Annotated in this window: 12 protein-coding genes and 1 riboswitch; of the genes, 6 read left to right on the top strand and 6 right to left on the bottom strand. The window is 55.0% G+C overall.

Annotated elements, in window-relative coordinates:
• Positions 1 to 39: 39 nt before the first annotated feature.
• The 4 genes from D888_RS0100700 to D888_RS24395 form a co-directional block, all read right to left on the bottom strand.
• Positions 40 to 1500 (bottom strand): NAD-dependent succinate-semialdehyde dehydrogenase, encoded by a 1461-nt coding sequence (locus D888_RS0100700; protein WP_020674597.1) that lies wholly within the window; start codon positions 1498 to 1500, stop codon positions 40 to 42.
• A gap of 429 nt (positions 1501 to 1929) precedes the next feature.
• Positions 1930 to 2847 carry a ketoacyl-ACP synthase III gene (locus D888_RS0100695; RefSeq protein ID WP_020674596.1) on the bottom strand — a complete coding sequence of 306 codons (918 nt, stop codon included), beginning with the start codon at positions 2845 to 2847 and terminating at the stop codon, positions 1930 to 1932.
• 158 nt (positions 2848 to 3005) lie between these two features.
• Positions 3006 to 3335 (bottom strand): cupin domain-containing protein, encoded by a 330-nt coding sequence (locus tag D888_RS20255; protein ID WP_020674595.1) that lies wholly within the window; start codon positions 3333 to 3335, stop codon positions 3006 to 3008.
• Positions 3336 to 3832: 497 nt separating this feature from the next.
• On the bottom strand, positions 3833 to 4207 hold the full coding sequence (locus D888_RS24395) for a hypothetical protein (RefSeq protein ID WP_020674593.1): 375 nt from the start codon (positions 4205 to 4207) through the stop codon (positions 3833 to 3835).
• A gap of 547 nt (positions 4208 to 4754) precedes the next feature.
• Here D888_RS24395 and D888_RS20245 point away from each other — a divergent pair.
• Positions 4755 to 6707: a hybrid sensor histidine kinase/response regulator gene (locus D888_RS20245; RefSeq protein WP_020674592.1), complete on the top strand. Its 1953-nt coding sequence runs from the start codon at positions 4755 to 4757 to the stop codon at positions 6705 to 6707.
• A 38-nt stretch (positions 6708 to 6745) separates the two neighbouring features.
• Here D888_RS20245 and D888_RS22750 read toward each other — a convergent pair whose 3' ends face one another.
• Positions 6746 to 7252: a DUF309 domain-containing protein gene (locus D888_RS22750; protein WP_020674591.1), complete on the bottom strand. Its 507-nt coding sequence runs from the start codon at positions 7250 to 7252 to the stop codon at positions 6746 to 6748.
• A 401-nt stretch (positions 7253 to 7653) separates the two neighbouring features.
• On the opposite strand from D888_RS22750, the gene D888_RS0100660 reads away from it, so the two are divergent.
• The 4 genes from D888_RS0100660 to D888_RS0100645 all read left to right on the top strand — a co-directional run bounded on the left by D888_RS0100660 (position 7654) and on the right by D888_RS0100645 (position 11752).
• Positions 7654 to 8331 (top strand): metallophosphoesterase family protein, encoded by a 678-nt coding sequence (locus D888_RS0100660; protein WP_020674589.1) that lies wholly within the window; start codon positions 7654 to 7656, stop codon positions 8329 to 8331.
• 248 nt (positions 8332 to 8579) lie between these two features.
• Complete coding sequence (locus D888_RS0100655; RefSeq protein ID WP_020674588.1) at positions 8580 to 10421, top strand: ABC transporter ATP-binding protein; 1842 nt, start codon at positions 8580 to 8582, stop codon at positions 10419 to 10421.
• A 162-nt stretch (positions 10422 to 10583) separates the two neighbouring features.
• On the top strand, positions 10584 to 11261 hold the full coding sequence (locus D888_RS0100650; RefSeq protein WP_020674587.1) for a protein-L-isoaspartate(D-aspartate) O-methyltransferase: 678 nt from the start codon (positions 10584 to 10586) through the stop codon (positions 11259 to 11261).
• Between the two features lie 41 nt (positions 11262 to 11302).
• Entirely contained in the window at positions 11303 to 11752 is a 450-nt protein-coding gene (locus D888_RS0100645; protein ID WP_020674586.1) for a CBS domain-containing protein, read from the top strand.
• A gap of 35 nt (positions 11753 to 11787) precedes the next feature.
• Here the strand turns inward: D888_RS0100645 and amrS are convergent, their stop codons facing one another.
• On the bottom strand, positions 11788 to 12801 hold the full coding sequence (gene amrS / locus D888_RS0100640; RefSeq protein ID WP_020674585.1) for an AmmeMemoRadiSam system radical SAM enzyme: 1014 nt from the start codon (positions 12799 to 12801) through the stop codon (positions 11788 to 11790).
• A gap of 454 nt (positions 12802 to 13255) precedes the next feature.
• Between amrS and D888_RS0100635 the strand changes: the two genes are divergently transcribed.
• On the top strand, positions 13256 to 13456 hold the full coding sequence (locus D888_RS0100635) for a cold-shock protein (protein WP_020674584.1): 201 nt from the start codon (positions 13256 to 13258) through the stop codon (positions 13454 to 13456).
• A 174-nt stretch (positions 13457 to 13630) separates the two neighbouring features.
• Positions 13631 to 13712: riboswitch (cyclic di-GMP riboswitch) on the top strand.
• Positions 13713 to 13800 lie beyond the last annotated feature (88 nt).

Genomic DNA, 13800 nt, shown 5'->3' with positions numbered 1-13800 from the left:
TATCAAGGAGTCAGGTTTGATTTAGCGTCATCTCTGAACCTATTCCGCCCCCATACACAGGTATTTTATTTCCATAAATTCTTCGAGCCCGTACTTGGAGCCTTCGCGGCCCAGACCCGATTCCTTGACGCCGCCGAACGGTGCGACAACGTTAGAGATCAGTCCTTCGTTGATGCCGATCATGCCAGCCTCAATCCCTTCGGCCACCCGCCAGATCCGGTGGATGTTGCGGCTATAGAAATAAGCCGCCAGTCCATAGGGGGTATCGTTGGCCAGCAGGATCGCCTCCTCTTCGGTCTTGAAACTCATGACGGCGGCAAGAGGGCCAAAAGTCTCCTCCTGACATAACTGCATGTTCGGCTTGACGCCGGTTATAAGCGTGGGCTGCACAAAGGCTCCACCGCGCTGGTGAGGTTTACCGCCAGTCACAATGCACGCGCCCTTGGCAACGGCATCCTGAACATGGGCTGACACTTTTTCTGCAGCAGAGCGATTGATCAAGGCCGACTGCTCGATGCCGGGCTCGAACCCATCGCCAACTTTCAGTTTGTCGATGGCTGCCTTGAGCTTGGAAACAAAGGCGTCGTGAACCGTCTCCTGCACCAAAAACCGGTTAACACAGACACAGGTTTGACCAGTGTTGCGAAACTTCGAGACCATGGCCCCTTCAACCGCTTTATCCAGATCGGCATCATCAAAAACCAGAAACGGCGCATTCCCGCCCAACTCAAGGGAGACCTTCTGGAGGTGTTGGGCACATTGGGACATCAATTTGCTGCCGATTTCGGTCGATCCGGTAAAACTGATTTTGCGCACGATCTCACTGGTGGTCAGCGCGTCGGCGATGGCTCCGGCACTCCCGGTGATAACATTAAATACACCGGGCGGAAGTCCAGCTCTTTCCCCCAACTCAGCGAGGGCTAACGCCGAAAAAGGCGTCGCCGAGGCAGGCTTGACAATCATCGTACAACCGGCGGCCAGTGCCGCCCCCGCCTTGCGCGTGATCATTGAGGAGGGAAAATTCCAGGGAGTAATGGCCGCAGTGACTCCGACGGGCTGCTTGATCACCAGGATATGTTGACCGGGTTTTGCACCGGGGATGGTGTCCCCATACGCACGGCGACTCTCCTCGGCAAACCACTTGATAAACGAAGCGGCATACAGGATCTCCCCCTTCGCTTCGGCGAGGGGTTTTCCTTGCTCCATCGTCAGGATGCAACCCAGATCATCTTGATGGGCCAGCATGAGCTCGTACCAGCGATACAAGATGTTTCCACGCTCTTCGGCGGTCTTTTTGCGCCAGAGTCCGAACGCAATATTAGCCGCAGCAATAGCCTTTGTTGTTTCACCCGCACCCATCCTGGGCACGGTGCCGATAATTTCCTGGGTTGCGGGGTTGTCGACGCTGATCGTTTCGTCCCGATCAGCATTGGTCCAGTGTCCATTGATATAACATTGCTCTCGGAACAGTTTGCCATCTCTAAGTGCTTGGATTTTCATATCAGATCCTTACGGAGGATAGTAAATATTTAAAAAAGTTCGCAGGAAAATCTTATTAACAACAATAGTTATCGCAATACAATATTTACACCAAAAGAATAAAAATCAATAAAATCAATTACTTAAATTAATTATTTGGCAAAACCTTCGGCGTTTGGCTGCCTAAATGTGTATCAAATCGATAATAGATCTCATTTTGAGAAATCATGAGTTCCGATAGCCGCTCCTTAGTAACCATGGGTTGGGCGTAAATCAGCCCCGGGAAAATCAGATACATATCATTATGATAAATTACCTGATGTCGTTTGCTCGGAAGATTAAACAGGGGGAAAGGGAAAGGCCCAACTACTAAACGTAATTGGGCCTTTTATTAGTTCTGTAAGTCCAGTTCATGTGTGGCGCTGAATAAGGCGCCAGCAACTTGACTGGTTAGACGCGCGTCAACAGACCGCTCGCCCAGGACAGGCCGACGCCAAAGCCACAGATGGCGATGGTTTTCGCCGCGCCATGCAATTCGTCAGCGAGCAGAATCGGGATACTCGATGAGATGGTGTTGCCGTAGTCGTAGGTCCGATAGGGGACCTTCTCCCGAGGGATCTCCAATTTATCTGCAATCGTCTCGACAATGATCTTGCTCCCCTGATGCAGCAGGAACAGGTCAATCTCTTCAAGGGCGATGCCATTTTTGTCGGCCATCAGACGGATATCTCCGGGCACGGTCTTGGCCGAAAAGTTGAACACGGCGCGCCCGTTCATAAACAGACTTCCGCCGATATTCATCAACTTCTGGTGTTCGACCCCAGCCGTGCCGAAGGTGAACTTGCCCGGCACCAGACTGGGGCTGTCGGAAACCAGGGTCACCGCCGCCGCATCGCCAAACAGCAGCGAGGTGTTCTTATCGTTCGGATCGACCACCTTGGAGTAGGGATCGGCAGTAAAAAGCAGGCCCTTCTTCATGTCGTTGGCGGTCATGAAAGCCTGAAAAACCGCGAGCGCATAGACGAAGCCGGAGCAGCCAAGGGAAATATCAAAGCAGGCGCAGGCACCAGGAAGATCAAGGGCACCGTGGACCATCGCCGACACATGCGGAATATTCTGATCCGGATTCTGGGTGACCACCACCAACGCCTCAATGTCGCTGCAGTCGACCTCCTGTTTGGCACAGAGGGCCTCAAAGGCCTTGATGCAGAGATCCGAGGTCTCCTCGTCCGTACCTTTCAGCGCAACCTGTTTGACGCCGATCTTGTTTTCGATGAAGTTGTCGTCGATACCGTACTGTTCTTTTCGCCCATAGTTGGAAATTCTCCCGGCCGGGATGTAATATCCAATCTCTTCAATGCCAAGCATTCTCAAACCTCCGAAACGCAAATCTTTAAAAAACTGTTCTGCACTTTAATAGCCGATCTTCTCCGAGATAGCAAGAATCCAGCTCTTCATCGGTCGGCCCTGCGGGGTCATTTAACCAATGGGCCTAACCACTAAATAACGCTGACATCCTGCCAGATTTAGCTATTTTCCCGGTTGACCGAAATCAACAGCAGATCTTCGGACCCATTGTTCTCATAGCCGTGCAGCTCCCCGGCGTCAATCTGCAGGCAGATCCCCTCACCGACAACAATCCGCTTATCACCGATTATAACCGTTCCGGCGCCGGACAAGAAATGGAACAGATGCCCGTAAGCATCACGATGCGGCGGAAAGTTTCCGCCCGGGACAACCCGGGTTAAAACCATCCGCATCGCGCCGTCGAGCAGCAACTTGCCGCCCACCCCCCGGGTCAGTTCAGGCCGGACCGGTTGCCAATCTTGTGCATTAGTGTCGATCAGTCTACTCATAGCCCTTCTCCCTGGGTTAGAGGATAAAATCTGTTGAGAGAGAATTAGAAGGGTGCTCGCAAGAGATCTGGCTGAGAATCTGCTTGTTATGCGTGATCTCCTTGACAGCACCAAAGGTTCAAATCGAGAAGTTCCCCATCGATCAGATACTCAGGCTACTCAACCGGCTGCGCTAAACTGAATTGCGTCGGGCTGTCATCCAACGCCGGGAACATGTTGTCGATACCGTTCGGGATAGTCATACCGCAAAGCCCCTCTGAATAAAGAAGTGCTCAGGCTGAAGGAGTAATTATAGCAGCAACTCGCTGGGAGGTGGATAGCTACACCGCCGCAGGAGCAGGTGTTGCGAGGGAGATAAACATTCTGGTTCTGATTGATATTCTGGCTACACTCCTCCTGACAGACCCGCAAAAATGGCCAGCCCATAAAATCAGGCTGGCCATTCATCCACATTATCCACAAAATTTCAACGAAGCAGGACGGGAACACTCCCTGACTTATTGATCGATCCGGTCACGATCCCGGTCACGATCCTGATCCTGGTCTTGATCGCTGTCTTTATCTCTCAGCTGGTCACGATCACGGTCCTGAAGTTTATCCTGATCCTGATCCTGATCCCGAGCTTGGTCCAGGGTCTGATTCATGTTCATTTCTCTGGTGCGCTCCTGATTCATGGTGCGCTCCATGGTCATAGTGCCATATCCATGCCCCCCTTGTGCACCAGATCCGCCACTATTGCCGCCACTTCCTTGGCCGCCACCTCTCCCTGCAAGCACAGACACCGGTAGAAGCAGCAAGATCCCCAGAGCCAAAACGACCAGACCGGTCAAACTCCCACCTGAAAACCTTTTCGCCGAATTCAGCCTTTTCATAAAGCCTCCCTTTCTACTGTCCCCTAAAGGCACAGCACTCATTTAAGAAACTGACCTCTACCTGCCTTTACCTTTTAGACGAACCCGATGTCGAAAAGGTTTACCGGTGAGAAAATAGAGATTTTAAATCCCTGCTGCACGACGAACTTGACACGGCGGCGGCTTCCGGCTGGTCGGTCGAGCTGGGCGATGAGGAGATTCTGCCGCGACTGGTCACACTCAATCAGACACGCGCTACAAAAAAAGCAAACGGCCTGATCCGCTGGCTGCGGTGAGCCAAAAACTGGATTTTTAAGACAAAGCTAGATAAAATCCAAGTCAGTACAACATAAAAAATCAACAAAACTCTGGGTACCATCCTGAATCACCATGACATATGGCATATTTCGATTTTCCGCTTCCACGCTCAATAAACGGTCAGCTGACCTTGATCGGGATCGCACAGAAACTAAGCGAGGCGCTGGGGATTATAGGTTGACCTGCTCACCGAAATAGAGATCAGTCCACATTGGAATGAACATATCCGTAATGACCAGAGAGTGAGTCAATGATGCCTGATGAAAAACAACAACCAGAACATCATCCCCAGGACTTATCCTCCCGCCTCAAACGACTTGAAGATCTGGTCGAGAATGCCGCTGACGCGATTTTTCTCGGTGATCTTCAAGGGGATATAACCTATACCAATCAGGCTGCTAGCGATTTATGCGGATTTACCCGTTCAGAGTTGACAGGTCGTAATATCGGCACACTCTTTTGTGGCTCAGGACTTCAACAGGCGCCCCTGCGTTATGACCTTCTTCTTCAGGGATTGACGGTTAAAACCGAACGCCTGCTTGTACGTAAGGATGGCACTAAAGTAACAGTTGAAATGAATAGTCGACTTTTGCCGGACGGGACCTTCCATACCTTTATGCGCGATGTCAGCGCGCGCAAGGAGATTGAACTTGCCCTGCGCCAGTCTGAAGAGAAATTTTCACGCGCCTTTATGCTGAGTCCTGATTCGGTCAATATCAACCGTCTGTCGGACGGTACCTATCTTGCCATCAACCAGGGATTCACCAGCATCATTGGCTGGACCGAAGAAGACGTGATCGGGCACAGCTCTCTACCGGATGATCTCGATATCTGGTACCAACCTGAAGACCGTCAACTGCTTGTCGAGAAGCTGAAAAAGTCCGGGGAGGTAACCGGCTTTGAGGCACCTTTTCGGAGCAAGGATGGACGAATCATCTTCGGGCAGATGTCGGCGCGCGTCATGGACATCAATGGCGAAGCCTGTATCCTCTCAATTACGCGTGACATGACAGAACAAATTCAGGCCCAAAAGACACAACGGGAAGCAGAAGAAACGTTTCAGCAGGCGCAAAAACTCGAAAGTTTAGGGCTTCTGGCTGGCGGACTCGCCCATGATTTCAATAACATTCTGGCCGGACTCTACGGCAATCTCTCTTTGGCCAAAGACAGGTTGACCAGGACCCTGCCTGACCACCCCAGCCTCCGCTATCTCGAAGCCGCCGAAAACTCAAGGAATCGGGCGACCGCCCTGACCAATCAGTTGCTCACCTTTTCAAAGGGCGGCGCGCCGATCAAAGAGACCCTGAATCTGAGCAGACTGATCGAACAGGTTATCCCTTTCAATCTGTCCGGCAGCAACGTCAAGCCGGTGATATCCCACCCGGACGACCTGTGGTTGGCCTGTGTCGACCAGGGCCAGATCCAGCAAGTATTCGGAAACCTGACAATCAATGCCAAACAAGCCATGCCTGAAGGCGGAGAACTGCAGATCACCCTCGAAAATACCGCAATTCATGACAACCAGCTGCAGGGGCTGGCCGGAGGAAACTATCTCCTGATTTCGCTGACGGATAGCGGCGCCGGGATCAAGCCAGAGCACCTTGAGCACATTTTCGATCCCTATTTCACCACCAAACAAACAGGGACCGGACTCGGGTTAGCCACAGTCTATTCAATTATTCAAAAACATGGCGGTCACATCAGTGTTGCTTCACAACCTGGACAGGGAACGACCTTCAGCATCTATCTGCCGGCGGCTGAAATTCAGGCGCTCCCGATACAGCCTGTCGCCGAGGTCGCCGAGCCCTGGCCGCAGGCCGCAAGGATCCTCGTCATGGATGATGAACAGGCGATTTGTGACATCGTCAAAGATTTGTTGGAAGATATCGGATACAAAGTTGAGACCGTCGCGAACGGCGCCCTGGCGCTCGACCGCTTTCGCCAGACATTGGATGCCGGGATGCCGTTTGACCTGGTAATCCTGGATCTGACCATCCCTGGCGGTATTGGTGGAAAAGACGTCGTCAGACAGATTCTGGCGCTTCACCCACAAGCCAAAGCCATTGTTTCCAGTGGATATGCCGATGATCCGGTCATGGCGAATTATCGCGACTACGGATTCAAGGGTATAGCCGCGAAACCCTACAATCTCGGTGCATTGGAGGATCTGGTGAAAGAGGTCCTGATGAGCACCCCCATTTAATTGAGCGCATTTGCAACCTGTCGATTTCCAGCGACGCGTTAAAAATGTAATTCAATCCGTGGAAACTCCCCGGCATCTTCCAGCAGGCAGCGCTCGACCTCCACAACAAACGGCTTTACCTCAATCCCCAGAAAAACCCCCTGGACCGCTGACAGCTTTGCTGCCCCGCTCTCGGTCAGCACCTGCGCCCCGCGCGGCACCTCGGTAAAGCGCTTGAGCTGAGCCCCGGCGAGTTGAATCAGCCCCTGCACAAACTGCCCTTCCAGGGTCTCACGTCCGGCCGCGAGCCAGACAACCTCCCAGGCCTCATGCGCCTCCCACCAGTAGCCGTGGTTGAACAGATCGACAGCGTACAGATAGGGTTCGCAATCACACCAGTCCGCCGCCACAAACTGCGGCAGATATTCATCTTCCGCGCCATAAGAGTGCCCCTGCGGGTCGTTGCGCGGATGAGAGATATCCGGGTGGAAGGGGAGATAGCGATAAGCGGGAAAAGGCCTTTGGGTATAACGCGGCAGGTCGGGGTGGGTGAAGCTCGGTTCCATAGAAAAATCTCCGTTACCTAGAGTCTCAAAACTACCATAACAAAAACTCCAGGTGCAGGATGGTACACGGAATTTTCTATACTGTCGGAGGTGGTTTAACTCAGGCCTTTCCGTCGGATGTCAACTGCGAGACTAGCAGAAAAGGGAGTCCTGGCGCATATTGATATCTACGCCGCTAGCTGGAGATGGGTTTTAAGCGGGAAGCAGGGCGGGTTCGATGATCTTAGGCCTTGCCATGTTCTTGACCAGACCAAAGGAGGCCTCCCCAAGCATGAGGATAAAGATTACCAGCTAACGGGCCGGCTTTTGCCAAAGACATAACCTCTGAGTTAAACTATCCTCAAGGGGATTCCTCCCCCGGACCAAAAGGTGATGGAAGCCGTTCAAAGAGGCAGAATAATATGCCACGCTTGATTGCTATCGGGGATATTCACGGCCAGCGGACCCGGCTTGAGGAACTGCTAGAAAAGGTCCAGCCGACCGAAACGGACCAGCTGGTGTTCCTGGGCGATTATATCGACCGCGGACCCGACTCGCAGGGAGTTGTCAACCGACTGCTGGAGCTCCACCAAACCCTGCCACAGACGATTTTCCTCAAGGGAAACCACGAACAGATGCTCCTCAATGCCCTGATCGAAACGGCATTTAACACCCCGGCGGCCTTGCCTGAAAACTCAACTTCGATCTTCAGTGGAGCCCGCTCTGATCTGAGCTTGTATCTGCAGAACGGCGGCCTGGCCACCCTCAAAAGTTATGCGCTGGAACAGGTCGACGAACTGCCCCGGGCGCATATCGCCTTTCTTCAGCAGACCCGCCTCTATTTCCACACCGAGGGGTTTTTATTTGTCCATGCCGGCGCCCGAAACGATCTGCCCCTGGCAGAGCAGGACGAATATTCCCTGTTGTGGGATCGCAAGCTGCCACCCGGCAAAGATGAGATTCAGGTGGTGGGGCATCAGCCGACGCCAGATGGCCTCCCGGTCTTTGAAGAGGGGCGTTATTCCCTCGATACCGGCGCGGGTTTCGGCGGGCCGCTGACCGCCTGCGAGGTCAGGACGCGCAAGTCCTGGCAGGCCTAGTCCCCGACTGCTCCGCACCTGATTCCTTGCGATAGCCGACCATCTGTCTGTTTTTATAACGACTGGGCTTACACTGACTTCAACTTTGACGCTGCCTGCCTGACAACCGTCCTCACCCAGACCACCCAGGCCTTTCTCAACGCTAGCCTGCGGCGGAACAAACCCTTCTTGACGATTTCTCGGATGCTGTTTCTCTGCTAAGATAATGACCTCAATCCAGTTTGTTTCTAAAACCGCCAGGACAGTCCGTGAAATACCCAGATCTCGCCACAGACAGCGACCCACCTCCCAGGAGTTTTCTCGACGTCTTCCGCTACAGCCGCCGCGCGCTGGAGCTGGTCTGGACCACCAGCGCGAAACTGGCGCTGATCTTCGCCTTATTGACCCTGGTCGCCGGAGTCTTGCCGGCGGCGGTAGCCTGGATCGGCAAGTTGATCGTCGACGGCGTGGTTGCGGCCATGGGGCAGCATCAACAGACCGGCAGCGCTGATACGACCTATGTGCTGCTGTTCGTCGCCGCCGAGGCCGGGGTCGTGGCGTTGATCGCCGGATCACAGCGTGGTATCGCGACCTGTCAGGCGCTGTTACGGGCGTTGATGGGGCAACGGATCAATCTGATGATCCTCGAAAAAGCGCTGACCCTCAGACTTGCACATTTTGAAGATTCCGAATTCTACGACAAGCTGACCCGTGCACGACGCGAGGCCTCAACCCGTCCTTTAAGCCTGGTCACCCGCACCTTCGGCCTGGTGCAGAATGGCATCTCGCTGGCCAGTTATGCGGCGCTGCTGGTGCAGTTCTCCCCCTGGGCGGTGCTGATCCTGATCGCCGGCGGAATCCCCGAATTTCTGGCCGAGGCGAAATTCTCGGGCGACAAGTTTCGCCTGTTCCGCTGGCGTTCACCCGAAACGCGGATGCAGATGTATCTTGAAACCGTGCTGGCGCGCGAGGATTACGCCAAAGAGGTCAAACTGTTCAACCTGGGTCCGAAGCTGCTTGAACGCTACCGGACGATCTTCGCCAAGCTCTTCGCCGAGGACCGCAGTCTGACCCTGCGCCGTGACTCCTGGGGGTTTGTGCTGGGGCTCATCGGAACCTCCGCCTTCTACGCGGCCTACGCCTGGATCGCGCTTTCGGCCATCCGGGGTCTGATCAGCTTGGGCCAGATGACCATGTATCTGCTGTTGTTCAAACAGGGACAGTCGGCGGTCTCGGCCAGCCTCTCGGCGATCAGCGGCATGTACGAGGACAACCTCTACCTCTCCAACCTCTACGAATACCTGGAGCAACCGGTCCCCGCAACCGAAGGAGAGCTGCAGCAGGGGCCAACGCCTGGTGACGGGGTGCGCTTCGAAGCGGTCACATTCTGCTACCCCGGCAGCAATGAGCCCGCCCTGCAGCAGATCACCCTGCACCTTAAACCGGGCGACAGTCTGGCGCTGGTCGGCGAAAACGGCTCGGGCAAGACTACCCTGATCAAGCTATTGACCCGGCTCTACCTGCCCGACACGGGGCGGATTCTACTCGATGGTCTCGACCTGCAGCACTGGGAAGCCGACGCACTGCGCGCGCGGATTGGGGTGATCTTCCAGGATTTCGGCCGCTACCAGTTTCTGGTCGGCGAGAATATCGGCGCCGGCGACATGCCGCACTTCGAAGACCGCTCGCGCTGGCAGGAGGCGGCGCAAAAAGGGATGGCCGAACCCTTTATCGACAAACTACCTGAAAAATACGATACTCAGCTCGGCAAGTGGTTCAAGGGGGGACGCGAACTCTCCGGCGGCCAGTGGCAGAAGATCGCCCTAGCGCGCGCCTTCATGCGCAGCCGGGCAGATATCCTGGTGCTCGACGAACCGACCGCGACCATGGACGCCGCCGCCGAGGCCACGATCTTCGAGCACTTCCGCGATTTAAGCCGCGGCAAGATGACAATCCTGATCTCGCACCGCTTCTCGACCGTGCGCATGGCCGACCAGATCCTGGTCATCGACAAAGGCAGAATCGTCGAGCACGGCAGCCACACCGACCTGATGCAGCTCGGTGGCCAGTATGCCTATCTCTTCTCCCTCCAGGCGGAAGGCTACAAGTGAAACTTTCGGGGCGGCCGTCGCCCTGCAACTGGCGATGAAACAACCGCCGACGGGGCTGATACTTGAGTCGTCCCACCAAAGCGAAGAGAGCATGGTATGCTCTGATCAAGCACAGACACTCCACTCAACTACTTTTCCACCGCGGACCAAGGGGGGTGAGTCATGCGCGCACTCAAGCTTCGCGAGATGCTCCAAACCATCGAACAAGAAGCCCGGCTGACGGCGTCTCGGACCGGCCGTTCGAGCTTCGCTCCGCAGGTCATGAGGGCCATGAAGCTGGTGCCACGCGACGCCTTCGTCCCTCTGGAGTTGCACAGTCAGGCCTTTGTCAACGGACCTCTGCCAATCGGTCAGGGGCAGACCATCTCCCAGCCCTATATCGTCGCCCTGATGACCGACCTGCTCGAACCACAACTCACCCAGACCATCCTCGAAATCGGCACCGGCTCGGGTTATCAAGCCGCAATCCTCGCGCAGTTGGTGCAGCAGGTCTACAGCCTTGAAATTATCCCCTCCCTCGCTACTCAAGCCGCTGAGCGCCTCTCCCGCCTGGATTATCACAATATTGAAATCAGAACCGATGACGGCCACCGGGGCTGGCCCGAACATGCACCCTACGACGGCATCATCGTCACCGCGGCCGCAACCCATTTACCCCAGGCCCTGCTCGAACAACTGAAACCAGGGGGCCGACTGGTCATCCCCATCGGCCTGCCCGGCATAACCCAGGAGCTGTTGCTGGTCGAGAAGAACCTGCAAGGGGACATCACCACCCAGGATCTGCTCAGCGTCGTTTTTGTACCGATGACCAGCGACCCGCCAAACATCAGGGACCGTTGAACGACGAGACCATCGAACCCGATCCGTTAAAGGAGGAGACCATGTTAGTCAGCGAATTCTGCAATCGCCAAGTCGTCATCATCGATCAGGAAGCAACCATTCTCGATGCGGCCAAACTGATGCGCGTTGAACACGTCGGCGATCTAGTGGTAGTCGACAACCGCCATGAACGGCAGGTGCCGATCGGCATCCTGACCGATCGCGATATCGTGGTGAGAGTTGTTGCGGAGGAGATAGACCTGGACCGGATTTCGGTCGGAGATGCCATGAGCTATGAGCTGCACAGCATTAATGAGCAGTTCGGCCTACAGGAGACCCTCGAAAAAATGCGTCATCATGGGGTGCGGCGCCTGCCGGTGGTCGACGCCGAGGGTGCGTTGGTCGGCATTATCACGAGCGATGATCTGACCGAACTGATTGCCGAACAGCTGAATAATCTGGTGCTCCTCGTCGGCAACGAACTGGCCGGCGAGCGGGCAAGACGCGGCTGAAAAAGAACGGGGAAGACCATCTCATCAACAGGTTCCTATAGTCCGATCCCGTCGATTTTGGCCGAACAGAAGGGGCAGCAGCCCTGGTCGATAAGGTTCTGTCGAATTGCGTAGCCGAAACGCTCGACCAACAGTTCGTCACAGGCATAGCAGTAGGTGTTCTCGCCCCCTTCGCCGGGAATATTCCCCTCGTAGACATAACGCAATCCGGCCTCAATCCCGATCTGCCGGGCCCGGTGCAGGATTTTGGCTGAGGTGCGGGGCGCATCCAGCAATTCGTGGGTCGGATAAAAGGCGCTGACATGCCAGGGGATTTCCACTCCGACGCTGGCAATAAAATCGGCAATCCCTTTCAGTTCCTTTTCATCGTCGTTATAACCAGGGATTATCAGGGTTGTCACCTCAAGCCAGATTCCCAGCTCGCGGTAAAGGCAGATGGTATCCAAAACCGATTGCAGTTTCGCCCCGCAGATCCGATGATAAAAATCCTCGCTGAACGCTTTCAGATCGACATTGGCGGCATCCAGATAGGGTGCGAGGGTCCTTAACGCTTCGGCGCTGGTGTAGCCGTTGGTCACGAAGGCATTCTTGAGTCCGGCCTCATGAGCCAGTCTTGCAGTCGCGTAGGCATACTCAAAGAAGATGGTCGGTTCGGTGTAAGTGTAGGCAATAGAGGAGCATCCCGCCGCCAGGGCTTGCCTGACTATGGCCTCTGGCGCCAGCTCTTTGCCGGGGATCGTCCCCGCATGCAGGCGCGGATACTGTGCGATTTGCCAGTTCTGGCAGTGCCGGCATGTGAAGTTGCAGCCAACCGTGGCGATCGAAAAGGAGGTCGATCCCGGCTGCAGATGAAAGAGCGGTTTCTTTTCGATGGGGTCGATACCGGCTGAAATCGATTGCCCGTAAACCAGGGTCCGCAGCACTCCGGCCTGGTTTTCGCGCACCCCGCAGAGGCCGCGGCGGCCGGCGGAAATCTCGCAGAAATGCTGGCACAGCCGACAGCGCACCCGATTATCGGCCAGCTGGGTATAAAACATCGCCTCGTGCATAACCTGCTCCTGTTGCGGGTGGTTGGATTTCGGGGTCGCAGCACCGTTTGTGTCGTTTCACCGCGTGACATCTGCCGCCGCGCTCTAATTATAACGGGACCCGATCCGTTGGCAAATCGGGGTGTTCCGGTTAGCCCGGCAAGCTGCGGACCACAGGCGGCCAGCCTCAGTCGGTGGCATCCCGTTGGATTTTATGCCGGGGTTCCAGCATTTAACCAGGGGGATTTCATTGACATAAGGCTTCACTACACCCCCTACTGCTGACCGCTTGCATTCCGAAAGACCTCTGGCATACTAGGCTACATTAAAAGCAAAACTGGCTGCCGCACCTCTATTGACTGTTCGGCAACCTGGGTTTATCCACATGACCTCGAGGGTTGAGGTTTTCAGGTCGTCCATGACGATTGGCACAACGACAAGATTCTTCCCGGCCGGGGAGAAAAGGAGCGAGAAGATGGCAGAGGGTACGGTTAAGTGGTTTAACGATGCAAAGGGTTTTGGTTTTATCGAGCAGGACAATGGACCGGATGTCTTTGTCCATTTTTCCGAGGTACAGGGGGAAGGCTTTAAGTCTCTCGCCGAAGGTGACCGGGTAACCTTTGATGTGACCCAGGGTCAAAAAGGTCCCCAGGCGTCAAACGTGCGAAAAAAATAGACCCTGTTTCACCGCATTAAAAAGCTGGAGTCGCCCTGCGAAAAAGCCCTCTAAATCATCTGAGTTAGGGGGCTTTTTTGCGCGTGTGGCGTATTATTGGCCACCCTGACGCACAAACTTGATTCCCCCATAAAACCTGATACAAGGTAACTATCAGCCGTGGGATATTGTGCGTCCCGATAAAGCCAACCCCTCTGTAAGGAGGGCGACGGAATGCTACGGATCCTTTCTGGCGAAGGATAGCCGAGCTGCCGAAGGATGTGATTCCTGATGGCTTGCTCGGCTTTTCTATGGTGGTTGCTGGCCTCAAGGGGCAACCGGCAGCAACAGACCCCGATTGGCGG

It is taken from the genome of Geopsychrobacter electrodiphilus DSM 16401 (assembly GCF_000384395.1).
GTDB classification, from domain to species: domain Bacteria; phylum Desulfobacterota; class Desulfuromonadia; order Desulfuromonadales; family Geopsychrobacteraceae; genus Geopsychrobacter; species Geopsychrobacter electrodiphilus.
The sequence above is the reverse complement of the archived record's forward strand: the minus strand, read 5'-3'. Positions and strand labels throughout refer to the sequence as shown.

Coding starts and splice junctions, on each gene's coding strand:
- D888_RS0100635 (WP_020674584.1), top strand. CDS start 13,256: ATGGCAGAGGGTACGGTTAAGTGGTTTAACGATGCAAAGGGTTTTGGT.
- D888_RS20245 (WP_020674592.1), top strand. CDS start 4,755: ATGATGCCTGATGAAAAACAACAACCAGAACATCATCCCCAGGACTTA.
- D888_RS24395 (WP_020674593.1), bottom strand. CDS start 4,207: ATGAAAAGGCTGAATTCGGCGAAAAGGTTTTCAGGTGGGAGTTTGACC.
- D888_RS0100695 (WP_020674596.1), bottom strand. CDS start 2,847: ATGCTTGGCATTGAAGAGATTGGATATTACATCCCGGCCGGGAGAATT.
- D888_RS22750 (WP_020674591.1), bottom strand. CDS start 7,252: ATGGAACCGAGCTTCACCCACCCCGACCTGCCGCGTTATACCCAAAGG.
- D888_RS20255 (WP_020674595.1), bottom strand. CDS start 3,335: ATGAGTAGACTGATCGACACTAATGCACAAGATTGGCAACCGGTCCGG.
- D888_RS0100645 (WP_020674586.1), top strand. CDS start 11,303: ATGTTAGTCAGCGAATTCTGCAATCGCCAAGTCGTCATCATCGATCAG.
- D888_RS0100700 (WP_020674597.1), bottom strand. CDS start 1,500: ATGAAAATCCAAGCACTTAGAGATGGCAAACTGTTCCGAGAGCAATGT.
- amrS (WP_020674585.1), bottom strand. CDS start 12,801: ATGCACGAGGCGATGTTTTATACCCAGCTGGCCGATAATCGGGTGCGC.
- D888_RS0100650 (WP_020674587.1), top strand. CDS start 10,584: ATGCGCGCACTCAAGCTTCGCGAGATGCTCCAAACCATCGAACAAGAA.
- D888_RS0100660 (WP_020674589.1), top strand. CDS start 7,654: ATGCCACGCTTGATTGCTATCGGGGATATTCACGGCCAGCGGACCCGG.